General features: G+C 74.0%; 17 protein-coding genes and 2 pseudogenes. 11 read left to right on the forward strand and 8 right to left on the reverse strand.

The annotated features are described in order from the left end of the window. Entirely contained in the window at positions 1–975 is a 975-nt protein-coding gene (locus ABZW10_RS13000) for an alcohol dehydrogenase catalytic domain-containing protein (RefSeq protein WP_355363446.1), read from the reverse strand. Between the two features lie 164 nt (positions 976–1,139). On the opposite strand from ABZW10_RS13000, the gene ABZW10_RS13005 reads away from it, so the two are divergent. From ABZW10_RS13005 to ABZW10_RS13015, 3 genes are read left to right on the forward strand one after another with little or no spacing between them, the layout of a single operon-like run. Next, positions 1,140–2,060: a hypothetical protein gene (locus tag ABZW10_RS13005; protein ID WP_355363448.1), complete on the forward strand. Its 921-nt coding sequence runs from the start codon at positions 1,140–1,142 to the stop codon at positions 2,058–2,060. Then, positions 2,057–3,805 carry a dihydroxy-acid dehydratase gene (locus ABZW10_RS13010; RefSeq protein ID WP_355363450.1) on the forward strand — a complete coding sequence of 583 codons (1,749 nt, stop codon included), beginning with the start codon at positions 2,057–2,059 and terminating at the stop codon, positions 3,803–3,805. The genes ABZW10_RS13005 and ABZW10_RS13010 overlap by 4 nt, the downstream gene beginning before the upstream one ends. Positions 3,806–3,852: 47 nt before the next feature. Next, positions 3,853–4,605: an endonuclease/exonuclease/phosphatase family protein gene (locus ABZW10_RS13015; protein WP_355363452.1), complete on the forward strand. Its 753-nt coding sequence runs from the start codon at positions 3,853–3,855 to the stop codon at positions 4,603–4,605. Positions 4,606–4,651: 46 nt separating this feature from the next. Here ABZW10_RS13015 and ABZW10_RS13020 read toward each other — a convergent pair whose 3' ends face one another. Further along, entirely contained in the window at positions 4,652–5,026 is a 375-nt protein-coding gene (locus ABZW10_RS13020) for a hypothetical protein (protein WP_355363453.1), read from the reverse strand. A 123-nt stretch (positions 5,027–5,149) separates the two neighbouring features. Next, positions 5,150–5,782, reverse strand: coding sequence for an HD domain-containing protein (locus ABZW10_RS13025; RefSeq protein ID WP_355363455.1), 633 nt, complete (start codon positions 5,780–5,782; stop codon positions 5,150–5,152). 71 nt (positions 5,783–5,853) lie between these two features. On the opposite strand from ABZW10_RS13025, the gene ABZW10_RS13030 reads away from it, so the two are divergent. Next, entirely contained in the window at positions 5,854–6,795 is a 942-nt protein-coding gene (locus tag ABZW10_RS13030; protein ID WP_355363457.1) for a helix-turn-helix domain-containing protein, read from the forward strand. A 131-nt stretch (positions 6,796–6,926) separates the two neighbouring features. Further along, positions 6,927–7,535: an RICIN domain-containing protein gene (locus tag ABZW10_RS13035; RefSeq protein WP_355363459.1), complete on the forward strand. Its 609-nt coding sequence runs from the start codon at positions 6,927–6,929 to the stop codon at positions 7,533–7,535. A gap of 90 nt (positions 7,536–7,625) precedes the next feature. Here ABZW10_RS13035 and ABZW10_RS13040 read toward each other — a convergent pair. Next, positions 7,626–7,751, reverse strand: a pseudogene (locus tag ABZW10_RS13040) (carbohydrate-binding protein); the annotation flags it as partial. Positions 7,752–7,766: 15 nt separating this feature from the next. Then, positions 7,767–9,632 (reverse strand): annotated as a pseudogene (locus ABZW10_RS13045) (M4 family metallopeptidase); the annotation flags it as partial. A gap of 394 nt (positions 9,633–10,026) precedes the next feature. On the opposite strand from ABZW10_RS13045, the gene ABZW10_RS13050 reads away from it, so the two are divergent. From ABZW10_RS13050 to ABZW10_RS13065, 4 genes are all read left to right on the forward strand, one after another. After that, positions 10,027–16,248 carry a DNRLRE domain-containing protein gene (locus ABZW10_RS13050; RefSeq protein WP_355363461.1) on the forward strand — a complete coding sequence of 2,074 codons (6,222 nt, stop codon included), beginning with the start codon at positions 10,027–10,029 and terminating at the stop codon, positions 16,246–16,248. Continuing rightward, entirely contained in the window at positions 16,245–16,484 is a 240-nt protein-coding gene (locus ABZW10_RS13055; RefSeq protein WP_355363463.1) for a hypothetical protein, read from the forward strand. Before ABZW10_RS13050 ends, ABZW10_RS13055 begins: the two co-directional genes overlap by 4 nt. 253 nt (positions 16,485–16,737) lie before the next feature. After that, on the forward strand, positions 16,738–18,582 hold the full coding sequence (locus tag ABZW10_RS13060) for a hypothetical protein (protein WP_355363465.1): 1,845 nt from the start codon (positions 16,738–16,740) through the stop codon (positions 18,580–18,582). Positions 18,583–18,656: 74 nt separating this feature from the next. Continuing rightward, positions 18,657–19,346, forward strand: a complete 690-nt coding sequence (locus tag ABZW10_RS13065) for an alpha/beta hydrolase (RefSeq protein WP_355363467.1) — start codon at positions 18,657–18,659, stop codon at positions 19,344–19,346. A 105-nt stretch (positions 19,347–19,451) separates the two neighbouring features. Here ABZW10_RS13065 and ABZW10_RS13070 read toward each other — a convergent pair whose 3' ends face one another. Continuing rightward, positions 19,452–19,709, reverse strand: a complete 258-nt coding sequence (locus tag ABZW10_RS13070; RefSeq protein WP_355363469.1) for a hypothetical protein — start codon at positions 19,707–19,709, stop codon at positions 19,452–19,454. Between the two features lie 285 nt (positions 19,710–19,994). On the opposite strand from ABZW10_RS13070, the gene ABZW10_RS13075 reads away from it, so the two are divergent. Together ABZW10_RS13075 and ABZW10_RS13080 are read left to right on the forward strand one after the other, a co-directional pair. Further along, complete coding sequence (locus tag ABZW10_RS13075) at positions 19,995–21,014, forward strand: DUF4190 domain-containing protein (protein WP_355363471.1); 1,020 nt, start codon at positions 19,995–19,997, stop codon at positions 21,012–21,014. A gap of 167 nt (positions 21,015–21,181) precedes the next feature. Next, a complete protein-coding gene (locus ABZW10_RS13080) occupies positions 21,182–22,462 on the forward strand; it encodes a GAF domain-containing SpoIIE family protein phosphatase (RefSeq protein ID WP_355363642.1) in 1,281 nt (426 codons plus the stop codon). A gap of 126 nt (positions 22,463–22,588) precedes the next feature. Here the strand turns inward: ABZW10_RS13080 and ABZW10_RS13085 are convergent, their stop codons facing one another. Continuing rightward, positions 22,589–23,188, reverse strand: a complete 600-nt coding sequence (locus tag ABZW10_RS13085; RefSeq protein ID WP_355363473.1) for a choice-of-anchor C family protein — start codon at positions 23,186–23,188, stop codon at positions 22,589–22,591. Between the two features lie 331 nt (positions 23,189–23,519). Beyond that, on the reverse strand, positions 23,520–25,094 hold the full coding sequence (locus ABZW10_RS13090; RefSeq protein WP_355363475.1) for a hypothetical protein: 1,575 nt from the start codon (positions 25,092–25,094) through the stop codon (positions 23,520–23,522). Positions 25,095–25,266 lie beyond the last annotated feature (172 nt).

Here is a 25,266-nt window from a genome sequence, read left to right on the forward strand (position 1 = left end):
CTACGGCAGGGTCAGCTGCACCTTCCCCCGGGGCCCGTCGCAGCCGCGCAGGACGGCCAGCGCCCGGCGGGCCTCGGCGAGCGGGAAGCGGTGGGTGATCACGAAGCCCGGTGCGACCTCGCCGGCGTTCAGCAGCCGCACCGTCTCCCGCCAGACCTCCGAGGTGTAGGCGAAGCTGCCGAGCACGGTGAGGTCCCCGTTGACCGTGTCGTCGATCGGCAGGGCGGCGGTGCGGCCGGCGCCCGCCAGCCCGAGCAGCAGGACCCGTCCGCCGCGCCCGGCCGCGCCGAGCGCGGTCCGCACCGCCTCCGGCGCGCCGGCCGCCTCGACCACGAGGTCGTGGCCGCCGCCCGCCTCCCGGGCGTCGAGGGTGAACCGGTCCGCACCGGCCGCCGCCGCGAGGCCCGCCTGCTTCGGGCGCCGGCCGAGCACGGTGACCTCGGCGGGCGACCAGAGCCGCAGCAGATGGGCGGCCAGCAGGCCGATCGTGCCGTCGCCGACGACCAGCGCGCGCCCGCCCGGCTCGGGTGCGGCCCGGCGCAGACCGCGCAGCACCACGGCCATCGGCTCGACCAGGGCTGCCTCGGCGAGGTCGACCCCGGGCGCCAGCCGGTGCACCAGCCGGGCGGGGACGGCCAGTTGGTCGGCCGCGGCGCCGGGGCGGGTGAAGCCGAGCTCGTCGTACGTCGCGCACAGGTTGGTCGCCCCGCGCGCGCAGGCGGCGCAGGCGCCGCAGGGGACGACGCCCTCGCCGACCACCGCGGTCCCGTCCGCCAGCACGCCGGACCACTCGTGGCCGAGCACCAGCGGGTAGCGGACGTAGGCGGGGTCGACGGCGCCGTCGATCAGCTCCAGGTCGGTGCCGCAGAGCCCGACCGCGCGGGGGCGGACCAGCAGGTCGCCGGCGCCCGGCGCGGGGGCGGGCTGCTCGGCGAGGGCGACGGAGCGGGGGCGGTCGACGCGGAGGGCTCGCACGGTCGGTCTCCTCTGTTCGGTGTTGGCGAACGATGGTCTGTCATTCGGCACATCATGCTTGATGATCGGTGAGCCGTACTGCTTGGCTCTCGATCGCCTCAGAAAACCAGGTTCTGCGACGCAGAACAGGGCATAGAAGATGACCTTGACGTGAAAGGAAGCGCATGAGGAGTACCGACATCGTCGCCGGACTCGGACTGAGTGCCGAACCCGTCCCGCCGCCCAGCGAACTCCGCTTCCCCGACGGCGCCCACTACCGGGTGGAGATCCCCAGCGTCGAGGGCCCGGACGTACTGCGGGCCACCCTCGCCGCGGCCGACGCCCTCGGCGTCACGGTCAACCGCGTCTCGCAGGGCAGCGGCGCGATGCTGCTCACCCGGGCCGAACTCGCCGAACTGGCCCGGATCGGCGCCGACCGGGGCCTGGAGGTCTCCCTGTTCGTCGGCCCGCGCGAGGGCTACGACACCGGCAACCACTCCCGCTCGGCGGACGGCGCCGCGCTCGCCGGCCAGCTGCGCGGCACCCGCCAGCTGCGCCACGCCGTCGAGGACGTGCTGCGCGCCGTCGAGCAGGGCATCCGGGGCTTCCTGGTCTCCGACCTCGGACTGCTGGAGGTGCTCGACGGCCTCCAGAGGACCGGGGAGATCCCGGCCTCGGTGGTCTGGAAGGCCTCCGTGCTGATCGCGCCGTCCAACCCCGTGGCGATCCGCCAGCTCGCCCGGCTCGGCGCCCACACCGTCAACGTGCCCTGCGACATCACCCTCGGGCAGCTGGCCGAACTGCGCGCGGCGACCACGCTGCCGATCGACCTCTACGTCGAGTCCCCCGACTGGCTCGCCGGGGTGGTGCGCGGGCACGAGGCCGCCGAACTGGTGCCGGTGGGCGCGCCGCTGTACGTCAAGTTCGGGCTGCGCAACGCGCGCAACCTCTACCCGGCCGGCGAGCACCTGGCGGCCGACGCCGCCGCCATCGCGGCGGCCAAGGTCCACCGGGCCGCCGTCGCCCGGGAGTGGATCGACCGCTCGGGCCTGCCCCTCGTCCAGTCCTCGCCCGGCGCCGAGGGTCTGGGGGTGCCCGAGCCGTGAGCGAGCACCGACGACCGGGCGCGGACCCGCGCACGCCGAGGAGCCGGGAGTGGTTCGCGGGCGAGGACGAGGTCGCCGTCCTGCACCGCGTCGCGATGCGCTCGACCGGCGTCGCGATGGACGCCGACGACCACCGCCCGGTGATCGGCATCGCCGACTCCGCGAGCGACCTCAACCCCTGCAACCTGCCGCTGGCCGCACTGGTCGACGCCGTCCGCCGGGGCATCACCGCCGCGGGCGGCATCGCGGTGCGCTTCCCCGTCATGTCGCTGGGCGAGGACCTGATGAAGCCCACCGCGATGCTCTACCGCAACCTCCTCGCCATGGAGGTCGAGGAAACCCTGCGGGCCAACCCGCTCGACGGCGTCGTCCTGCTCGCCAACTGCGACAAGACCGTCCCCGGCGCCCTGATGGGCGCCGCCAGTGCCGACCTGCCGGCCGTCCTGGTCACCGGCGGCGCCCGCCCGGCGGCCGTGTACCGCGGCCGCCGGCTCGGCACCGGCACCGACCTGTGGCGGCTCTGGGAGGACCACCGCGCCGGGCGGCTCGACGACGCCGGCTGGGCGGAGGTGGAACGCTGCCTCTCCTGCGGCCTGGGCGCCTGCAACACCATGGGCACCGCCTCCACCATGGCGGTCCTCGCCGAGACGCTCGGCATGGCCCTGCCCGGCTCGGCGACCGTCCCGGCCGGCGACCCGGCCGCGGCGGTCCTGGCCGAACGGGCCGGCCGACGGGCCGTCGAACTCGTCCGCGAGGGCCTGACCCCGTCGGCGGTCCTCACCCCGGCGGCGTTCCGCAACGCCATCGCGATGCTGAACGCCGTCGGCGGCTCCACCAACGCGATCATCCACCTGGCGGCGATCGCCGGACGGCTGGCCCTGGACCTCGCGCCGGAGGACTTCGTCCGCCCGGACGTGCCGGTGCTCGCCGACGTCGAGCCGTCCGGCGCCGGCCTCGTCCAGGACCTGCACGCGGCCGGCGGCGTCCCGGCCCTGGTCCGCGAACTCGGCCCGCTGCTCGACCAGGGCGCGCCGACCGTGGCCGGCGGCTCCCTCGGCGAGGCCGCCGCCGACGCGCCCCGGCCCTCCGGGGTCCTGCGGCCGCTCACCGATCCGCTGCGCCGCGGCGGCGCCTTCGCGGTCGTCCGGGGCTCCCTGGCCCCGGACGGCGCGGTGATCAAGGTCTCGGCCGCCGGACCCGAACTGCTCGTCCACCGCGGTCCGGCGCTGGTCTTCACCTCCTACCAGGACATGCGGGCGCGGATCGACGACCCGGGCCTCGACGTCACCGCCGCGACGGTCCTGGTGCTCACGGGCTGCGGACCGGTCGGCGTGCCCGGCATGCCCGAGTGGGGCATGGTCCCGGTCCCCGCCAAGCTGGCGGCGCAGGGGGTGCGCGACATGGTCCGGGTCACCGACGGGCGGATGAGCGGCACCGGCTTCGGCACCGTCTTCCTGCACGCCGCCCCCGAGTCCGCCGTCGGCGGGCCGCTGGCCCTCGTCCGCACCGGCGACACCGTCGTGGTCGACGTCCCGGCCGGGCGGCTCGACCTGGACGTCCCGGCGCGGGAGCTGGCCCGCCGCCGCGCCGCCTGGTCGCCGCCGCCCTCCCCGCACCTGCGCGGCTGGCCCGCCCTGTACCGGCGGCACGTCACCCAGGCCCCGCAGGGCTGCGACCTGGACTTCCTGCGGGCGCCCACCGAGCGGCACCTGGGGATGGTGCCGCCCGTGATCGGCCGCTCATGAACCGCCCCCTTCGACCCACCACACCGGGAGGACCCACCGTGCGCGTCATGGCCTACAACATCCTGGACGGCGGGCAGCGGCGCACCGAGGCACTGCTCTCGGTGATCCGCGAGCAGCGCCCCGACGTGCTCGGCCTGTGCGAGTGCGCGGGCTTCGACACGGACGGGACGTTCGGGCACTTCGCCCGGGCCCTCGGCCTGACCGGCGTCCTCAACCGGGCCCCCAGCGGCAACCACGTGGCGCTGCTCCACCGGCCGGGCCTGGAGGTGGTCCGGACCGGCACCCAGTCGGCCGGGATGTACAACGGCATGGTGGAGGTGGTGCTGCGCACGGGCCTCGGCGAGGTCGCCTTCGTGATGACCCACCTCCACCCGTTCTCGCCCGTTTTCCGGCTGGCGGAGGCGGAGACCGTCGCCGGCGCCGCGTCGTTCACCCCGCACTCGGTGGTGATGGGCGACCTGAACAGTCTCTCCGCGGCCGAACTCCCCGGCACGCACGAGGCGCTGGCCAGGACGTTCCGGCTGCGGACCACCACCGCCGACGGCCGGGTGGACACCGGGCCCGCCGAACTGCTGGCCGCCCGGGGCTGGACGGACCTCGAATCCGGCGCCCCGCGGCCGACCTATCCCAGCCGCCTGCCGAGCGCCGAGGAGGCCCCCGGCGGCTCCGCCCGGCTGGACTACCTGCTCGCCACACCCGAACTCGCCGCCCGGTGCCGGGAGTTCACGGTGGTCGACGACGAGCGCGCGCACCTGGCATCCGACCACCTTCCGGTCGTCGCGGAGTTCGACCTCGGCTGAGCCGCCGCGCCGCCGCACCACCGGCCGGGGGCGGGCGCGCCCGGCGTCACAGCAGGGTGAGGACGTCCTGGTGCAGCTCGTCGAGGACGAAGCCGTTGTCCCACCGGACCCGCACCGTCACCCGCCGGCCCCGCCCCCGGTACGCGGCCCACTGCGGCTCCAGCTCGGCGACCTCCGCCTCCAGCCGTTCACGGCTCGCCACCGGCATGGTGTGCCCGTAGTCGTCGAGCAGCGCCTTCAGCCGCTGGTACTCGCGGACCTCGTCGCTCTCCGGGAGTTCCCCGTGGACCCGCTCGACGGTGCCCTCGATCCCGGCTCCCAGCGCGAGGAACCCGACGACGGCCGCCGGCTCCCCGGCGAGCGCCTCACCGATCCCGAGGTCCTCGGCGAGCCTGACGCGGCGGCCTTCCTCCAGGGTCATCCGTTCACTGCCTCTCCGTCGATCATCACCGGACGTCACCGTACCCGGCTCCCGGCGACGGGTCGCCCCCGACGGGCGGCACGCGACCGGCCGGGCGGCGCGCGCCGGTCCGCCGGCCGCCGGTCACTCCCCCCAGGGGCAGGAGGCCGCGGCGCGCTCCAGCCCGGTCACCCCGTCGGCCCGGCGCTCCCGCAGCAGTTCGCCGCCGAGGGAGTACCGCACCGAGGCGGCGTCCGACCGGGCGGCCCGCTCCACGATCGCGTCGACGAGGGCGCGGACCATGGACAGCCGGGGATGGGCGGCGTGGATCCGCTTCTCCCAGGGGGCGAAGATCGCGGCGTTGCGCCCGAAGTCGGCGCCCACACCCTCACGGGTGAGGTGGCACAGCAGGCCGCGGCGCTCGGCGATGCCGGGGGAGGTGTGCAGGGCGATCGCCTCCCAGACCCGGTCGACGTCCCCCTCGGGAACGTCGTGCCGGCGCAGCAGTTCCGCCGCCAGGTCCGCGCCCTCCACCTCGAAGCGGGCCGCGCCCGGCGCCAGGTCACCCGCGCCCAGATCGTGCAGCACGGTGGCGGCGAACAGCAGGTCGCGGTCGTACGCCGCGTCCTCCAGGCACCCCTCGTGGGCGGCGAGGATCTCGGCGAAGAGGAAGCTGCGCACGCTGTGATTGGCCACCGGGGGAGCCTCGGAGGCCCGCACGGTGGCGAGGACGGCTTCGGCCAGGGGGCCGGTCGGCAGGTCGAGTGAGATGTCCATGGGCGCAGGCTACGAACCCGCCGCCGACCCCCGACAGTGGCACGCGGGACGGGTGCCGCTAGGATCGTGCCATGTCGGCCACAGCAGGGCACCGGGTCGCGGTGCTGGCGCTCCCGGGGGTGCTCCCGCTCGACCTGGGCATACCGGCGCAGGTCTTCGGCAGTGACCCGCACTACCGGGTCACCGTCTGCGTCGACCCGGCGGCCGGGCCGGTCAGCAGCGGCGGGTTCACCGTCACCGCACCCGCCGGGCTGGAGGCGCTGCGGGACGCCGACACCGTCGTCGTCCCCGGCTACGTGGAGCCGCAGGCCCCGCCTCCCGCCACGGTGCTGTCGGGGATCCGCTCGGCGCACGCCCGCGGAGCGCGGCTGGTGTCGATCTGCACCGGGGCGTTCACACTGGCCGCCGCCGGGCTGCTGGACGGCCGGCCCGCGACGACCCACTGGCGGGACGCCGCCGAACTGCAGCGCCGCTACCCCCGGATCGACGTCCGTCCCAACCGGCTCTTCGTCGACGACGGCGACATCCTCACCTCGGCGGGCGTGACCGCCGGCATCGACCTGTGCCTGCACGTCATCCGCCGCGACCACGGCGCCGCCGCCGCCAACGACCGCGCCCGGGCACTCGTCGCCCCGCCCCAACGGCCCGGCGACCAGGCGCAGTTCATCGAGCGCTTCCGGCCCGCCGACCGTGGCGACGAGCTCGCCCCGGTCCGCGCCTGGATGCTCGACAACCTCGCGGCGCGCCACAGCGTGGACGAGCTGGCCCGCCGCGCCCACATGTCGCGGCGCACCTTCATCCGGCGCTTCCAGCAGGAGACGGACACCTCGCCGATGGCCTGGCTGACCGCCGCCCGCATCGACTGGGCCCGCGAACTCCTGGAGACGACCGCGGCCCCGGTCGAACAGGTCGCCCGGCTCAGCGGCCTGGGCAGCCCCGCGGCCTTCCGCGCGGCCTTCCACCGCCACGTCGGCACCTCCCCGGCGGACTACCGGACCACCTTCCGCCGCTGACGCCGCCGCTCCCGCGCCATCCGTCCGTACCGGAACTCGGCCATGATCGGAACGGCTGGTACTCGACTGTGCGCGGGCCTCGCCGTACCCCTACCGTCACTGGTCTGAACCACTCCGGCGGAAGGGCCCCAATGACGAACGTACTCAGACGAGTTGGCGCGACCATCGGCGCCGCGGCGGCGGCACTGGCGCTGTGCGCAGGACCTGCGGCCGCGGTCGGGCAGCCCGCGGCGACCACGGCACCCGCGGTGTCCGGCAGCACCCTCGCGGCGAGCCCGGCGGCGAGCGTGTCGGCCGGCACGTTCGCCCGGACCTTCACACTCGTGAGCAACAGCCCCGACGCCGCCGGCAAGTGCCTGGACGTCTGGGACTGGGGCAACGGGCCGTGGATCCAGATGTGGGGCTGTCACGGCGGCAGCAACCAGTCCTGGAACGTCTCGTTCAACAGCGTCAGCAACGGCTACCAGATCCAGAGCAACGCCAGCGGCAAGTGCATCGACGGCTGGCGCGGCCGGGGGCAGCAGGTCGTCCAGCTCCCGTGCGACAACAGCAAGACGCAGACCTGGATCCTGTCCACGACGGGTGGCCCCTGGCACCTCATCAACGCCCAGTTCCCCGGCTCCTACCCCCTGCCCATGGTCACCGGCCAGTGCCTGGACATCTACGACTGGGGCCGCGGCGACGCGGTCCAGCTGTGGGACTGCGCGAGCAGGAGCAACCAGGAGTGGTGGTACAACTGATCCACCCCGGCCCCGCACACAGCTGCGCCGCGGTCCGTCCCCTCGACGGACCGCGGCGCGGCGGTTTCAGCGGGCGTCAGCGCCTGCCGGTCACACGGCCTGCCAGAGCGCCGGGACGTTCGGCGGCTCCCAGCCGACGTAGGCGGTGTGGCCCTGGAGGCAGCGGTAGCTGACCCCGTTGTAGGTCACGATGTCGCCGGCCTTGTAGGTGGTTCCGGCGGCCCAGGTGCCACCGCCGGGGTTGGGCGTGCCGTCACCGACCGTCAGGTTGAACTGGCTGGTGTGGACGGTGGCACCGGCGGTGCCGGTGACGGTGATCTGGTAGGTGCCGGCCGTGGCGCTCGACGAGGCCGACAGCGTCAGGGTGGCGGAGGCACCGGACTGGACCGACGACGGGCTGAAGGCCGCGGTGACGCCGGCCGGGAGGCCGGAGGCGGTCAGGGCGACGGTCTGCGCGTTGCCCGAGGTGACGGCGGTGTTGACGGTCGCCGTGGTCGAGGCGCCGGGCTTGACCGAGGCGGACGACGGGTTCAGCGCGAGCGAGAAGTCGTCGCCGCCGTTGTTGGTGCAGGTCGGGTCGCCGGTCTGGGCGGGGACGCTGACGGCGTCCCAGGCGGCCTTGGTGCGGTTGAACAGGTTGCAGGTGGAGTCGAGCTGCTTGGCGGCGGTCAGGGTGGTGGTGCGGTAGCGCTTGAGGGTCATGCCGCTGGTCTTGAGCAGCATGCCGCCGTAGAAGATCCGGCCGGCGTCCTTGATGCCGACGCCGGTGACGGTGGAGTTGTTGCAGGTGGGGCTGGTGGGCTTGCCGCCGCCGGGGTTGGAGCCCTCGGCGATCAGGTAGAACCAGTGGTTCAGCGGGCCGGCGGCCGCGTGCACCTCGGTGTTGGGGATCGAGGCCGAGTAGCAGTTGGGGTTGTTGCTGACGAGCGAGGGGTTGTACATGTTGCGGATCGGGCCGCTGCCGACGAGGTTGATCATCTCGCCGACGAGGTAGTCCGGGCTGTCGTACGGGGCGGGCTGGTTGGCGTAGGCCTCGGTCAGCGCGCCGAAGATGTCGCCGGTGCCCTCGCCCAGGCCGGCCTCGTTGTTGGCGCCGCCGGGGGTGAACTGGTCGATGCCGTGGCCGAACTCGTGGCCGACGACGTCGATCGAGGAGATCCACTCGTTGGCGTTGCTGTGGCCGATGGAGATGGACGAGCCGTCCCAGTAGGCGTTGACGTCGTTGAGGCCGACCTTGATCGGCCAGCTGCCGCCGTTGCCGTTGTGCCCGTTGCGACCGAGCCAGTCGCGGAGCATGTCCCATTCCTTCTGGGCCGCGAACATGGCGTCGCCGCAGCCGGTCTCCTTGCTGGTGGGGCTGCCGGTGCCCCAGGAGTCGGAGGACTTGGTGAAGACCTGGCCGGTGGCGTTGTCGGCGCAGCTCAGGCCGGGGCGGCTGGGGTCGCGCAGCGAGTAGGAGCTGCCGGAACCCGTGGTGTTGATGGTCGGGTTCGGGCCGTTCCACTTGGAGTTGAGCGTTCCGGCGCGCGCGTCGTCGTAGCTGTCGACGACCTCGCCCGAGGTGGCGTCGACGAAGACGTGCAGGGTGCTCGGGGCGCTGCCGTTGCTGCCGGTGAGCACGGTCTCCCAGGCGAGCCGGCCGTTGTCGCCGTCCTTGACGCGCACGACGAGGCGGCGCGACTCGACGGAGTCGACCCGGGCCAGCTTGGTGCGGGCGGTCTTCTCGGCCTTCTGGGCGCTGATCCTGGCGCTGGTGGCGCCCCCGATCCGGCCGGTGGAGGCGGACTGGGCGCCGCGGACCTTGCCCTGGCCGTCGGCGAGCACGACGGCGTCGCCGCCGACGACGGGCAGGCCCTTGTAGGTGCGCTCGTAGGAGACCGAGTAGAGGCCGCCGACCCAGGGGGTGACGGACTGGCGCTCGTAGGTCTCGTCCGGGCCCTTGGCCAGGGCGTCCAGGCCCGCCGAGGCCGCCAGGTCGGCGGCGTTGACGGCGGCGGCCAGCGCGCTGGGCGGCGCGGGGGTGGCCGCGGCGGTGGCCGGGCCCGCGGTGGCGGCCATCGTGCCGGCCAGCACGGTCAGGGTGGTCGCGGCGGTCAGCAACCGGCCCGCGGTGGCACTGCGTTTCATCGAGGCTCCTAGCAACGTGGGGGTCCTCGACCGCGGAAGGCATGGCTGATGGCGCACCGCAGGGCCGTGTTTCGGGGACGGCCGTGCGGGCCGTCCGCGCTCGGGTGCTCGAACCCTCACACGACGTCATGCTCCGGTCAATGAGTGCCGCAAGGGGTGACCGGGGTTGGCAAGTTCCGTCAAGAATCGCGGGAACGGATCCCTCCGGGCCGATCCCGCCGCTTCATGATCACGAGCAAATGAATCCTGGTCGAACAATCGCGTCGGCCGGTGATCATTTGACGCCGTTTGGTCAATTTTGATCGTTCCGGCCCCTCCTAAGCTCCGAGCGCACCGTCGAGTGACGGTAAGTCAAGGAGTCGATATGAAGAGGGACATACCCGCACGGCCCGGGCGCCGCGCGCCCGTGGGCATGCGGGCGCTGAGCGGGACGCTCGCGCTCGCCGTGGCCGTGTCGCTGCTGGCCGGGTCCGAGGCGGCGCTCGCCGCCTCGCCGACCGCCGCCCCGGCCGGCCAGGGGACGGACCGGTGGGCCGGCTCCGCCGCGGACGTTCCGTCGGCGCGGATCGCCGCCCGGCTCTCCGGACAGCGGGTGGAGGCGCTCTCCGAGCGCACCGAGACGTCGACGACCTGGGTCAACAAGGACGGTTCGCTTACCACGGAGCTGTTCGCCGGCCCGGTCCGCTTCCAGCGCGACGGCCAGTGGGTGGACGTCGACCTCGGCCTGCAGGCCGCCGCCGACGGGTCGGTGGCGCCCAAGGCCCACCCGAACGCGCTGCGGCTCGCCGGTGCCGGCGGCACCCGCGCGAAGTCCCTGGCCGAGGCGCAGGGCGCGGCCGAGCAGGCCCGCACCCTGGTGACCCTCGGTCAGGGCGACGAGCAGGTCGAACTCCAGTGGAAGGGCGGCCTGCCCAAGCCCGTCCTGGACGGCACCAGGGCCACCTACCGGGACGCCATCGCCGACGGCGCGGCCGACCTGGTCGTCGAGGCCACCCGCACCGGCTTCGAGCAGTACACGGTACTGAAGCAGCGCCCGACCGCCGCGGGCTTCTCGTACACGATGCCGCTGCGCGCCGACGGCCTGAAGGCCGAGGCCCAGCCGGACGGCAGCGTGCTGTTCACCGACAAGAAGTCCGGTGAGAAGAAGGCGGTGCTGCCGGCCCCGGTGATGTGGGACGCCACCACCGTCCCCGGGTCCAGCGAGCACCCGCGCCAGGCCAAGGTCGACCTGAAGGTCGTCCAGCACGGCAACGGCATCGACCTCGTCTTCACCCCGGACGCCGCCTTCCTGGCCGACCCGAACACCCGCTACCCGGTCACGGTCGACCCGTCCACCACGGCGCTCGGCAACGCCTTCGACACCCGGGTGCAGCAGGGCGAGACGGTCGACTGGTCGGCCGACACCGAGATCTACTGGGGCAACTCCGGCACCAAGAACGCCGACGGCTCCTCCCGCCAGGCCCGCTCCTTCATCAACTGGAACACCGCGCCGATCGCGGACGCGCTGATCACCAACGCCTCCCTGTCGCTGTACAACTTCCACTCCGGCAACAGCGACTGCCTGCCCTACGCGTGGGACATCTGGGACACCGGCCTCGCCTCCACCGCCTCGCGGTGGACCGCCCAGCCGTCCTGGAACTCCAAGAAGGCCACCGGCACCGAGACCAAGGGCCGGGACGCCTGCGGCGGCGACGGCTGGATCACCGCCGACGTCACCAACCTGGTGCAGACCTGGACCTCGGCGAAGAACGCCACCTCGGGCATGGGCCTGCGCGCCCCCGACGAGACCAACACCAAGTACTGGAAGGAGGTGAACTCCGCCAACGCCGCGAGCAACGTGCCGAAGCTGACGGTGACGTACAACTACCGCCCGCGCACCGGCACCGACCAGCAGGCCGGCTCCCCGTTCTACAAGGACACCGCCGGCACCTGGTGGGTCAACTCGGCCACCCCGACCCTGCGCGACACCTTCGTCGACCCCAACAACGACAAGGTCGACGGCACCTTCCAGATCTTCGACGCCGCCACCGACACCCAGGTGGGCAACGTCCTGGTCTCCCCGTACGTGCCCAGCGGCGCCCCGGCCTCCGTCACGGTCCCGGCCGGCGTGCTGACCAACGGCAAGACCTACAAGTTCCGCACCTCGCCGTACGACGGCCTGCACTACAACAACAACTGGTCGGCCTGGGCCACCTTCACGGTCGACACCTCCGCCCCGTCGGCGCCCGCCGCGCTCTCCTCGGCCGACTACCCGTCGGGCCAGTGGGTCAAGGGCGCCGGCCGGCCCGGCACCTTCACCGCGACCCCGCCCGCGGGCGACCAGAACGCCCTGGAGTGGTCGCTCGACGGCGCGACCTGGACCAAGGTCGCGACCAACGGCTCCGCCGCGCCGGTCAACTTCACCGTGACCCCGGCCAAGGCCGGCACCAACACCCTCCAGGTGCGGGCGGTGGACCGGGCGGAGAACAAGTCCGAGGCCCTGTCCTACACCTTCCAGGTCGGCGCCGGCGGCGTCACCGCGCCGAACGACGGCACCCGCACCGCCGCGCGCCTGCCGCTGGCCGCCGAGGCCGACGCCGCCAAGTACGACAAGGTGTCCTTCTCCTGGCGGCGCTCCGACGCCGACGCCTGGACCCCGGTCCCGGCCGGCGACGTCACCGCCGGCGGCACCGCGCTCACCGCCTGGCCGGTGGCCCTCACTGCGGGCAAGAGCCCCGCGCTGACCTGGAACGCCACCTCCACCGTGACCCCGGACGGAACCGTCCAGCTGCGCGCCGACTTCACCGGTCCCGCCTCCGCGGCCGTCTCCTCGGAGCCGGTCCGGGTCGTGGTCGACCGCAAGGCCGACGACGCCGCGACGGAGAACGTCGGCCCGGGCGCGCTGAACCTGCTCACCGGCGACCTCCGGGTCCCGGCCACCGACGTGTCGCTGTTCGGCATGACGGTCGGCCGCACCCACTCCTCGCGCGACCCGCGGGCCGCCGCCGGCCAGGAGGGCCAGGCGGCGATCTTCGGCCCCAACTGGGTGTCCAGCGTGTCCTCGAACCTCTCCTCCTCGGAGTACACCGAGATCCGCAGGACCTCCAACACCTCGCTCAGCGTGATGGCGGCCGACGGCTCGGCCGTCTCCTTCACCTCGAACGCGGCGGGCAACGGCTGGGCGCCCGAGCCGGGCAGCGAGGACCTCACCCTGGCCGGCTCCTTCGCCGGCGGCTTCACCCTGTCCGGCGCCGAGGGCACCGTCACCGCGTTCGGCAAGGCCGACCCGGCCGCCGCCACCTGGACCGTCACCTCCACCCTGCTGGACGGGCGCGCCAACACCACCACCACGGTCGTCTCCGAGGCCACCGTGGTCGGCGGCAAGACCCTGACCCGGCCGAAGCTCGTCATCGCGCCGACCTCCGCGGTCACCCCGGCCGTCTGCGCCGCGAACCCGACCGCCAAGGGCTGCCGCGTCCTGCAGTTCGTCTACGCCGCCACCACCACCGCCACGGGTGTCAACGGCGCGAGCGAGTTCGGTGACGTCGCCGGGCAGGTCAGCGCCATCAAGCTGTGGAGCACCGCCCCCGGGGCCGCCGCCGCCACCGCCACCGACGTCGCGGTCTACCGCTACGACTCCGCCGGCCGGCTGCGCCAGACCTGGGACCCGCGGCTCGGCCAGAGCAGCCAGAACCAGTACACCTACTACACCCAGGGCGCCGACGACGGCCTGCTCGCCTCCGTCCAGCTGAGCGGCACCCGCGCCACCTCGCTGGCGTACGGCACCGTCGCCTCCAACCCGGCCGCCGGCCCCGGCATGCTGACGAAGGCCTGGCACGACACGCTCGCCCCCGGCACCACCGGCACCGTGAACGGCACCGCCACCACCACCGTCGTCTACGGCGTCCCGCTCACCGGCGCCAAGGCGCCCGAGGACCTCGGCGCCTCCGCCGCCGCCGCGTGGGGCCAGCGGGACCTGCCGACCGACGCCACCGCGGTGTTCCCGGCCGACCAGGTCCCGGCCTCCAACAACGGCGCCGACCTGGGCGCCGGTGACTACACCAGGGCGACCGTCGGCTACCTGAACGCCTCCGGCCGCCAGGTCAACCAGCTCACCCCGGGCCACCACGTCACCACCACCGAGCACGACAAGCAGGGCCACCAGGTCCGCAGCCTGACCGCGGCCAACCGCGAGCTCGCCCTCGGCGGCACCCCCGCGGCCAAGGCCCGGCTCGCCGACCTCGGCATCGACACCCTGCCGTCCGCCGAGCGCGCCCAGCTGCTGTCGAGCAGCAGCGTCTACAGCGCGGACGGGCAGCAGGAGACGGAGGTCGACAACCCGCTGCACCGCATCACCCTCGCCGCCGACGCGGTCTCCGGCGGCACGGTCCTGGCCAAGGCCGGCACCCAGCTGCCCGCCCGTCAGCACACCGTGAAGACCTACGACGAGGGCCGGCCGACCGACGGCACCGCCAAGATCAAGAACCAGGTCACCCTCACCACCACCGGCGCCCGCCTGCGCGCCTGGCCCGACCTGCTCACCGAGGCCCGCCAGGACCGCAGCACCTACAACTGGGCGCTGGGCGTGCCCACCGCGCAGACCAAGGACAGCGGCGGCCTCGCCCTGACCACCACCACCGGCTACGACGCCCAGGGCCGGATGGTCTCCACCCAGCAGCCGGCCTCCACCGGCGCCGACGCGGGCACCGCCTGGACCAGCTACTACACCGCCGACGGCACCGGCGTCTGCGCCAACCGCCCCGAGTGGGCCGACCTCGTCTGCCAGACCGGGCCCGCCGCGGCCGTCACCGGCGGCGGCTCCAACCCCGCGCAGCTGCCCGTCCGGACCACCCAGTACGGGCAGTTCGGTCAGGCCACCCGGACCACCGAGACCGCCAACGGCGTCACCCGGACCACCGTGACCGACACCGACGCGGCCGGCCGTCCGACCACCGTCACCGTCGCCGACGGCCTCGGCACCGCCGTCCCGGCCACCACCACGACCTACCACCCGGGCACCGGCGCCGTCACCCAGCAGACCTCCGCCACCGGCGGCACGATCACCAAGGGCTACGACGAGCTGGGCCGGCTGATCTCCTACACCGACGCGGACGGCGCCGTCACCACCACGGAGTACGACGCCCTCAACCGTCCCACCAAGGTCACCGACACCGCCCCGTCCACCACCACCTACACCTACGACACCGCCGTCGACCCGCGCGGCCTGGCCACCTCGGTGACGGACTCCGTCGCCGGCACCTTCACCGCCCGCTACGACGCGGACGGCACGCCGCTCACCCAGGGCCTGCCCGGCGGTTACACCCAGACCGATACCAAGGACCCGGCCGGCACCACCGTCAGCCGCGTCTACACCCGTGACGGCGACGGCGCCGTCCTGGTCTCCGACGGCATCACCGAGACCGTCCACGGCCAGCGGGCCACCCACACCGGCACCCCCGGCGTCACCGCGGCCCAGACCTACAGCTACGACCGGGCCGGCCGGCTCGTCCAGGTCCAGGACACCTCGACCGACGCCGTCTGCACCACCCGCACCTACACCTTCGACCGCAACACCAACCGCACCGGCCTGGCCACCGCCGACGCCGCCCGCGGCCAGACCTGCACCACCACCGGAGGCAGCAGCCAGACCAGCGGCTACGACACCGCCGACCGCCTGGTCAACCCCGGTTACACCTACGACGCGTTCGGCCGCACCACCGCGCTGCCCGGCAGCACCGTCGCGTACTTCACCACCGACCTGGTGCAGCAGCAGACCAGCGGCAACAACCGGCAGACCTGGACCCTCGACTCGGCCCAGCGCTTCCGCGCCTGGACCACCGAGGCCAACAACGCCGGCACCTGGACCCAGACCGGCACCAGGACCAACCACTACGGCTCCGACACCGACACCCCCCGCTGGACCACCGAGGACACCGCGGGCAACCTGACCCGCAACGTCACCGGCCCCACCGGCACCCTGGCCGCCACCACCACCAGGACCGGCGGCGGCGTGCTGCAACTCGCCAACCTGCACGGCGACATCACCCTGCGCCTGCCGCTGGACACCGCCGTCGCGCCGACCGTGCTCGACTACGACGAGTACGGCCAGCCGCGGGCCGGCCAGCCCGGCGCCCGCTACGCCTGGCTCGGCGACAAGCAGCGCTCCGACGAGACCCCCGGCGCGCTCACCCTGATGGGCGTGCGCCTCTACAACCCGGCCACCGGCCGCTTCCTGTCCCCGGACCCGGTCCAGGGCGCGAGCGCCAACGCCTACGACTACTGCAACGCCGACCCGGTCAACTGCACCGACCTCAACGGCCGGATGCCCGGCTGGCTGAAGGCCGCGCTCAAGGCCGCCGTCTCCCGCGCCGTCCAGCTGGCCGTGACCGCGGCCGTGGCCGCCTGGGTCCCGTTCCTCGCGCCGTGGGCGCTGCACATCGGCAACTGCGCCGGCGGCGCCTGCGCCGGCGTGCTGTTCGGCAGCGGCAACTGGAAGCAGCGCATCGTCTGGGCCGTGGCCGGCTGCCTGGCCGGCTTCGTCTTCGACCGCGGCGTCTCCCAGAAGATCATCGACAAGGTGATCGGCGTGGTCCGGAGGTTCGTGTGACACCCGGGCAGGAACCGCCGGCGCGGGGCGCGAGCCCGCTGCGCCTCGCCGCGGCGAACGGGGCCTGGCTCGCCCCGTCGTTCCTCGCCGCGTTCCTGCTCGCCGACCGGCTGACCGCCGACGCCACCGCCCGCACCTGGTGCACCCTGCTGCTCGCACCGGTGATCGGCCTGGCCCTGCGCGCCGCGACGAAGCTCGCGGGCCGCCTGCGGCACCGGCGGACCCAGCGCCACTAGCCCGACCCGCACACCGCGCGGGCCGGCCCACCGCACCAGGGTGGGCCGGCCCGCGCCGTGGTGAGCGATTCCGGTGCCGTCCCGCGGGGAACCGGGCACCCCGCCGCGCCGTCCCCTGTACGAGGGAAGCCCGACCACCGGGAACGGCGCCCCAACTCCGACTGAACAACCACCATCTGCGCGGTTGACGGACGGGTGGGGCGGGAAGAGGCGGGGGCGGGACGAAGGACCGGGGCGCGGAACTGGGGGTCGTGTGACGAAGCGTGCAGCCCATGCGATACGGAGCGGTGCCGTCGCACTGGCCGTCTGGTGGCTGTGGATGCCACTGGTCGCGCTGCTGGTGTGGCTGGTCAAGCACTTCGCCTTCGGCGGCTTCGGACAACAGGACCAGAGCTATGTACTGCTGATCGAGCGGGAGTTCTTCCCGAACGGCGGCCCGCTGGACGCCGCGCCGCTGTTCTGGTTCTGGATCGCCGTGGGCCTGTGCGGCACGGTGTGGGCGGTCGTGCACATCGCGGAGGAGGCCGGGGCGGCCCTCCACGGCCGGCGGACGCGCCTGGCGGTGGCGGTCGTGGTGCTGGCGGTGGCCGGCTCGCTGGTGCGCGCCGGCACCGGACTGTGGGACGACGACAAGGACGCGGGCCGCTTCTACGCGGCGGCGACCGTGCTCGACGTCCCGGCCTCCGGCGCGGGCACCCCGCGCTCGGTGCTGCCGGTCACCGAGCACACCCGCCCGGGCGACGGCACCCGCTGCGACCTGCTCGGCACCGCGGACGTGCCCGCCTGCGTGAAGACCGCGCCGATGCCGGACTTCGACTTCGAGGCGCGCACCGCCTCCTACGCGGCGGCGACCAAGGCGCTCACCGACAGCGCCGGCCTGACCTCCGGGATCAACCTGCTGGGACACAGCCTGCACTACCTGCCCGACGGCTCGGCGGGCGGCGGCGTGTGGACGGCGGTCCTGGACGGCTCCGGCGAGCAGCCGATGGAGGGCGTCGCCGTCTGGGACGGCCGCTCGAACTCCGTCGTCAGCTGCGCCTTCCGCGGCGACCACGCCTTCGGCCGGGCCTTCGGCGGGACGGGCGCCGTCAGTCTGCGCAACCTGCTCGCCGAGCGCTTCCCGGACCTGGTCTACAGCGACCAGGACATCTGGGGCTACTGCGACGGCACCGACCCCCGCACCGCCCGGCCGGTGGTGGTGATCTCGGTGGCCCGGCAGACCGGCTTCCGGCAGCGCACGGTGCTGGAGCCGGCCGGTGTGCTGGTGCTGCGCGGCTCGTCGGACGGCCGCCCGGACGTCACCTACCGGGCGGAGGTGGCCCCGGGCGAACTGCCGGGAGCGGTGTACCCGGCCTCGGTGGTCCGCTCGCAGATCCACGAGGTGCAGTGGCTCGGCGGGCGCGGCGCCAAGGACGACCGGGGCTTCGGCTACGACCACACCTCGGCGGCCACCAACGCCACCAACCCGGGCGAGTTCCTGCTGCGCTCCAAGGCCGACGGCCACCTGTACTACGTGACCCCGCTGGTGCCCCGCGAGAGCTCCTCGCAACTGGTGGTGGCCTTCGCGGTGCTGCAGGCCGACCGGGTCGGCGGGGGCCTGGGCGACCTGCACGTGTACGTGCGCGGGGACGACGAGCCGCCGGTGAACCTGGACGTGCTGGCCGGCCGGATGGTGACGTACATGGCGCAGCAGACGTCGATCACCATCAGCGCCGGGAAGGACGGGGCGCTGCAGGAGATCATCCCGTTCGGCCGGGACAAGTGGCGCGGCTTCGTGGACTTCAACGGGCAGACCCAGGACTACATCGACCTGTCGGGCGACGCCGGGGTGACGCCCAACCTGGTGTCGCTGAACGGCAGCATCACCCCGCCGGGCGGCCAGCCGTCCGCGTCCCCGAGCCCCTCCGCGAGCCCGTCCGCCACTCCGGCTCCGTCCGCGTCCTCGTCCTCGTCCGCGACCGCGCCCCCGGCCGTACCGGCGGGCGAATGCGGCGGTGACCCGGCGAAGTTGACGACCGGACAGCTCGCCGCCTGCGTCGCGGACCTGTCCAGGGCGCTGCAGGGGCGGGTCCAGGACCAGGCTTCGCCCCGGCCCTGACTCCGCCCGGACCTCGTTGTCGGTGCCCGGGTCTAGGCTGCGGCCGTATCGACGATCCGGGAGGTATGCGTCCGATGGCGACCTACGTACTGATCCACGCGGCGGCGGTCGACTCCTGGTACTGGGGGCCGCTCTCCGCCGAACTGCGCGCCCGGGGCCACCAGGTGGTGGCCCCGGACCTGCCGTGCGAGGACGAGTCGGCCGGGCTCCAGGAGTACGCGGACACCGTCGTCGAGGCGATCGGCGACCGCACCGGTCTGGTCGTCGTGGCCCACTCCTTCGGCGGGTTCACCGGCCCGCTGGTGTGCGAGCGGGTCCCGGTGGACCTGCTGGTGATGCTCCAGGCCCAGGTCCCGGCGCCGGGCGAGTCGCCCGGCGCGTGGTGGGCCGAGACCGGCTACCCGGCCGCGCGGGCCGAGGCCGACCTGCTGCGGGGTGTCGTACCCGGGACCGAGGAGGACGCGTCCTCCCTCGTGCTGCACGACACCCCGCCGGAGCTGGCCGCCGCGTTCCTGGCCGACCACCAGCGGCGGCAGGCGCCCACCCCGTTCGGACGGCCATGGCCGGCGGCCTCCTGGCCGGACGTGCCGACCAGGTTCCTGCTCTCCGCCGACGACCGCTTCTTCCCCGCCGGGTTCATGCGGCGCCTGGTCGTCGAGCGCCTCGGTTTCGAGCCGGACGAGATGCCCGGCGACCACTGCCCGATGCTCGGCCACCCCGAGGAGGTGGCCGAGCGACTGGAGGCCTACCGCACCGCGCTCTGAGCGCGGCGGGTCAGGAGACGGCGACCTCGCCGAGCTGCAGGTAGTGGTCACCGAACTGGTCGGTGCTCAGCCGGGTGCCGGTCGGCAGGCCCCGGCGGCCGTCGGTCAGGCGGCTGCGCTCCAGCCGTCGGACTCGTAACTGCTGGTGGGGGAGACGTCGGCGGCCTCGGCGGGGTCGCTGCCGGGGTTGAGCCGGACGTTGTCGAAGCGGGCGGCGCCACCGGTGGCGAGGCCGATGTTGCCGACGGGGTAGCCCGGGTCGTTGACCGTGATCAGCTTCTTGGCGCCCGCGTACACGTCGAGCACTGAGCCGCGGGTGACGACTCGCAGGGTGACCGTCTGGCCCGGGGTGAAGCCGGGCACCTGCGCGCTGGAGAGGAGGACGGGGCCGCGGTTGACGAAGACCTCGCCATTGTGTTCTGTGCACGGCCAATAAGTGGCACTGCAAGTCAGATCGCATGAAGAGCATCTGGTTTGAGGGTTCGATGGAAATGGCCGTATCCGCTCCCTCCGTCACCCCCCCCGTCGCCCCTCCTGCCGTCCTCGGCCGGTGCCCGGTGGCGGAAACGCCACCGGGCACCGGTATGTTGATCACCCGCCGGAGGTGGCCGGCCGTGCCTCGTCCCACCATTTCTCGAAGGAACCCGGATGACCCTCCCCGCCCCGTCCGACAGTCCCAAGCCCGCCGAGGAGGCTGCCGGCGCCAACCCCTGGGCGCCGCCGGGCCCGGACCCGAGCGACCGCGCCGGCGCCGCGCCGGGCGGGGTCCCGGGCCAGGGCTGGTCCCCGGTGCCCCCGACCCCGGGTGCGCCGTACTGGGGCCCGTTCCCGTACCCGATGCCGGCGCCGCCGCCGCGCAACGGCGTGGGCATCGCGGCCATGGTCGTCGGGGTCGTCGGCCTGGTGCTCAGCCTGGCCGTCCTCCTGTTCTGGCTGTCCTGGCTGCCGGCCCTGCTGGCCGTGATCCTCGGCGCCGTCGGCCTGGTGCAGGTGCGCAAGGGCATCGCGACCAACCGCGGGATGGCGCTCGCGGGCGTGATCCTGGGTGTGCTGGGCCTGCTGGTCTCGACCGGCGCCGGAGTGTTCGTGGTGTCGGAGGTGCGCGCGGTCGAGAAGGAGCGCAAGGCGGCGGAGGAGGCCGACCAGGCCCGCTACGACGCCGCGATGAGGGAGGCCGAGGAACGGGCGGCCAAGGAGCGCGAACGGATCGAGGCCGAGCGCAAGCGGCTGGAGGCCGAGCGCGAGAAGGCGGCCGCGGACGAGAAGGCCCGGCGCCTGTCGTTCGGGCAGTCCTACACCTACCCGGACGGCCTGAAGGTCACCATGGGCAAGCCGGAGCGCTACGTCCCGGACGAGACGGTCTTCCGGGCCCCCAAGAACTCCAGGTTCGTCCAGGTGAGGATCACCATCGTCAACACCGGCTCGGCGAACCTCGCACTGGAGGGGGCGGGCCTGCCCTTCGTCCGGGACGCCAACGGCGGCCTCCTCCTCGTGCTGATCGACGGAAGCTCGCGGATGCAGGTCCCCACCGGGTCGCTCGCCGTCGGCCAGGAGGTCACCAGCCTGACCGCCTACGCCGTGCCGAACACCGCGGGCGAGTCGTTCTCCGTCGAGTTCAACCACGGCTCCGTGCTGAAGCACGTCACCTGGTCCGGCCCGGTCGGCTGACCCGGCCGACCGACCCGCCGGGGCCCGCACGGTCGATCCGTGTGCCCCGGGCGGGCGCATGCACCCGCCCGGGTGGCACCGCCGTGCGTAGCGTGGGTGGTGATGAGCGAGGTGATGTCGTGAACGCCGAAGCGGAGCCGGCCGGGCCACCGGGAGCGGGGGACCGGCTGGAGCCGGGCGGCCGGCTGGAGGGCGTCGCCCTGCAGCTGCACGCGCTGGCCAGGGCGAAGAACCGGTGGCAGGGCCTGTTGTCGGCGGTGCTGGCCATCAGCGGCGACCTGGAGCTGCCCGTGGTGCTCCACCGCATCGTCACGACGGCCATGGACCTCGCCGGCGCCCGCTACGGCGCCCTCGGCGTGCTCGGCCCCTCCGGCGACCGGCTGGAGCAGTTCATCACCGCGGGTCTGACACCCGAGGAGCGCGCGGCCCTCGCCGGGATCGACTTCCCGCACGGGCGCGGCGTGCTCGGCCACCTGATCCGTCACCCCGGACCCCTGCGGGTGGACGACATCCCCTCCCACCCGGCGTCGGTCGGCTTCCCGCCCGGCCATCCGCCGATGCGCACGCTGCTGGGCGTGGCGATCACCGTCCGCGGCGAGATCTACGGGGACCTCTACCTCTCCGAGCGCGTCGACGGCCGGCCGTTCGACGAGGACGACGAGGAGATCGTCCGAGCCCTCGCGGGCGCGGCCGGCATCGCCATCGAGAACGCCCGCCTGTTCGGCTACATGCGCGACAGCGCGGAGCAGTTCCAGCGGCTGCTGCTGCCCACGCTGCCGGACCTGGCCCCGTTCTCCGGCGCCGCCGTCTACCGCACCGCCGCCGAGCCGGCCGGCGTGGGCGGCGACTGGTACGACGCCGCCGTGCTGCCCGACCGGGCCTGCGTGGCCGTCATCGGCGACGTGGTCGGCCACGACCTGCACGCCGCCGCAGCCATGGCCCAGGCCCGCAACATGCTCCGCGCGCTGCTCTACGACCGCCGGACCCCGCCCAGCTCGGTGCTGACCCAGCTCGACCACACCGTGCACGCCATCACCGACCTGCCCGTCACCACCGCGTGCCTGGCCCGGATCGAACCCGTCGCCGACGGCTGGATCCTCCACTGGAGCACCGCCGGCCACCTGCCGCCCCTCGTGCTCACCCCCGACGGCCGCGCCTGGTACCTGGAGGGCGAACCCGGCATCCCGCTGGGCGTCGACGTCGCCGTCGACCGCCCCGACCACACCCACCCCCTGCCCGTCGGCAGCACCGTCGTCCTCTTCACCGACGGCCTCGTCGAGGACCCCGCCCGCTCCATCGACGAGGGCCTGGACGCCCTCGCCGCCCTCGCCGCCGCGCACGCCGCCGACCCCCTGGACGACCTCGTCCGCGCCCTCGCCGACCACCACCCCAGCGACGGCCACGACGACATGGCCATCCTCGCCATCCGCACCCCCGCCACCCGCTGACCGCCCCCGTCCGGGGGACGGGCAGAGCGGCCGACACGCCCGCGACCGGGCCCTCGGCAGGGCCCGGTCGCGGATCAGGTCGCGGGACAGGTCGAACGGTGGCCCGTCAGCGACGGACCGGGCCGGTCACCCGGAACAGGGCTTGCACTCCTTCACCTGGACGTTGTCGATGACCGGGCCGAACGCCCCGGCGACGGTGCTGGCGAAGCTCAGGGTGGTGGACGTGTTCTGCGCGACGAAGCTGAACTGGCGTCCCACGTAGCCCATGGCGGTCCTGGTCTTGCCGGTGACGTCGAAGGAGAAGTCCTGGAAGTTCTGGCCGTCGATCAGCGCCCGGCCGGTCCGCACGGGGTTTCCCCCGGCCGGGTTGCCGGCCAGCGCGTAGGTGACGGAGTAGAGGGTGCCCGGGACGGTGGTGAAGCTCTGGGCGATGGTGCCGGTGGTGTTGCCGTTGAGGTCCACCGCCTGGTCGCCCTCGGCGACCTGCCAGAAGCCGGCGCCGGTCAGGTCGACGCTGCCGGCGATGACGGTCCACGGACCGATGGTCTGACCGGCGTTCAGCTCGACGAAGTTGTTCGCCGGGGCCTTGGGCGTCTCGAAGCTGCCGTCGTCGAAGCGGCTCAGGGCACGGTGGCCGTCGGCACCCTGGGCCGGGACGGCCACGGCGGTGGCTCCGGCGACGAGCAGGACGGCGACGGCGGCGATGCGGGCACGCGGGAACGGCATGGGTGGCCCTCCTGGGGCTGGTGGACGGGGTCAGCCGGATCGGCTGCGCACCGAGCGTCCGCCGTTCGGGTGATCCCTGCCAAGGCCGGAGGCCGGGCGCCCGGTGTCGCACCGGGCTCGCCGCCGGGCTCTCGCGCGCCGGTTTGGCCGGGCCTGAACCGTCGAACCAGGTGGTTGTCCCGCCCCGGACGGTGCCGCGCGGCCACCCGCCGTCCCCCGCACGGCCCCGTCCGGGGGAGCGGAGCCGGTCGCACACACCCCCACCGCACCGCGCACGCCGCCGCCCCAGGCCGTGCCCCGGCGTGCACGCACGCCGGGGCACGGCAACCGGTCAGCCGTCCTCGTTCTCGCCCTGGTCGTCGCCGCCGCCACCCCGGTGGCGCCCGACGAACGCGGCGAAGGCCTGCGAGTTCTCGGTCGGCGGGGCGTCGGTGCCGGCCACCAGGTTGCCGCTGGTCGAACCGAACACCACCGCGCGGCCGGCGGCGTCCACGAAGGGCGCCGTCGACGAGCCGTTGCCGAGCGAGCCGTCCGGCGCGGTGGACACCCGCTCGGTGCGGCCGGTGCGCAGGTCCTGGCGGTAGACGTCCCAGCCCGGGTGCTGCGGGCCGGGCACCAGGTTGTCGGCCGCCGACTCGAAGTAGACCCAGCGGTTGTCGGCGGTGATCGCGCCGTGGTCGGAGGAACCGACCGAGCTGGTGCCCGGCAGGCCGCCGCTGACCTTCGTCACCGTGCCCGTCCTCAGGTCCCGGACGTGGAGCACCGTGTGGTAGCGGTGACCGCTGGTCGAGCCGCCGGGCTCGGGCAGGGTGTAGATCGCGCGCCGCCCGTCCGGACTGATCGTCGCGTCGAAGCTTGAGTAGCCCAGCGTGCCGTCGAGGCCCGCGCTCACCGGGGTCAGCTTCCCGGAGCGCACGTCGTACGTGTAGTAGACGGCGGACGTCGGGTGGGAGAGGACCGTCTCCGCCGGGCCCTGCGGGGTGCTGCGCCGCGCGGCCTCGGCGGCGCTCGGGGTGAGCTCCGTGTCGGCGGACGCGGTGGACGAGGCCGAGGCGGCGGCCGACGCCGCGGCGAGGCCGGGGGCCTGCTCCTCCGGCAGCAGCTGGGACAGCGAGGAGAAGCCGATGGTGCGGCCGTCCGCGCTGATCGTCGGGTGCAGCGAGAGGCTCTCGCCCGGCTTGCCGTTCGCGTCGCGGGAGACCAGCCGGGTGGTGTGGGTCCGGCGGTCGGTCAGGTAGACGTTGTACTTCCAGGTGTACGGCCTGTTCAGCGAGGGCTCGGTGTCCACCACCGTCGGATCCAGGTCGGTCCGGGAGGACACGAAGGCCACGTACCGGCCGTCCGCGCTGATCGACGGCGCGTACGAGGCGTGGTACTGGTCGGTGTCGGTGTTGGCCAGGCTGCCGCTGATCAGCTCGGTGCGCCCCGTCCAGCGGTCGCGGACGTACACCTCGTCGCGTCCCGCCACCCGCGCGCCGGGCACCACGCCCTCGGCGTCGCTGTCGAAGGCGACGTAGCGGCCGTTGGCGTTGATCGCGACGTAGTCGGTGAAACCGGCCAGCGGCTCGCCCGAGTCGGACAGGTTGACGCGCTCGGTGCGGCCGGTGCGCAGGTCCGTCACGAAGGCGTCACGCCAGCTCTTCCCGGGCTGCTCCACCAGGTTGGTGGCCCAGGAGGTGAACAGGGCGTAGCGGCCGTCGGCGCTGACGCCCCGGCTGGAGGACTGGCCGTCCGGCACGGCGCCGTTGAACCCGATGCTGACCTGGACGGTGCCGCGTGGCACCGGGCCGGCTTGGGCCGGGGCAGCGATCGCGGTGGCGGCGGTCGCGGCGACCAGCGTGGCCGCGGCCAGCAGACCGCCGCCCGCCCGCCACCGGTTGCGGATCGTCCGGGTGGTACGTGTCATGAGGTCTTCCCCTCTGCTCGCCCGGCCGGGCTCCCTCCCGGTGGCGGGCTTTCCGGGCAAGCCAATCCCCGGTGCGCCCCGCGGTCAACGCCCGGGCGCGTTCGGTGGCGAATAATACGTCAACCTGCTTACCCCACACCGGAGTCGGGCCGTCGCCGGAAGCGGCCCGCCC

It is taken from the genome of Kitasatospora sp. NPDC004723 (assembly GCF_040609255.1).
In the GTDB taxonomy this organism is placed as follows: Bacteria; Actinomycetota; Actinomycetes; order Streptomycetales; family Streptomycetaceae; genus Kitasatospora.

What these genes read in the sequence shown, in the direction of transcription:
- ABZW10_RS13025 (WP_355363455.1), bottom strand. Translation starts at nt 5,782, where the DNA reads ATGGACATCTCACTCGACCTGCCGACCGGCCCCCTGGCCGAAGCCGTC.
- ABZW10_RS13005 (WP_355363448.1), top strand. Translation starts at nt 1,140, where the DNA reads ATGAGGAGTACCGACATCGTCGCCGGACTCGGACTGAGTGCCGAACCC.
- ABZW10_RS13020 (WP_355363453.1), bottom strand. Translation starts at nt 5,026, where the DNA reads ATGACCCTGGAGGAAGGCCGCCGCGTCAGGCTCGCCGAGGACCTCGGG.
- ABZW10_RS13090 (WP_355363475.1), bottom strand. Translation starts at nt 25,094, where the DNA reads ATGACACGTACCACCCGGACGATCCGCAACCGGTGGCGGGCGGGCGGC.
- ABZW10_RS13075 (WP_355363471.1), top strand. Translation starts at nt 19,995, where the DNA reads ATGACCCTCCCCGCCCCGTCCGACAGTCCCAAGCCCGCCGAGGAGGCT.
- ABZW10_RS13085 (WP_355363473.1), bottom strand. Translation starts at nt 23,188, where the DNA reads ATGCCGTTCCCGCGTGCCCGCATCGCCGCCGTCGCCGTCCTGCTCGTC.
- ABZW10_RS13030 (WP_355363457.1), top strand. Translation starts at nt 5,854, where the DNA reads ATGTCGGCCACAGCAGGGCACCGGGTCGCGGTGCTGGCGCTCCCGGGG.
- ABZW10_RS13065 (WP_355363467.1), top strand. Translation starts at nt 18,657, where the DNA reads ATGGCGACCTACGTACTGATCCACGCGGCGGCGGTCGACTCCTGGTAC.
- ABZW10_RS13035 (WP_355363459.1), top strand. Translation starts at nt 6,927, where the DNA reads ATGACGAACGTACTCAGACGAGTTGGCGCGACCATCGGCGCCGCGGCG.
- ABZW10_RS13050 (WP_355363461.1), top strand. Translation starts at nt 10,027, where the DNA reads ATGAAGAGGGACATACCCGCACGGCCCGGGCGCCGCGCGCCCGTGGGC.
- ABZW10_RS13015 (WP_355363452.1), top strand. Translation starts at nt 3,853, where the DNA reads ATGGCCTACAACATCCTGGACGGCGGGCAGCGGCGCACCGAGGCACTG.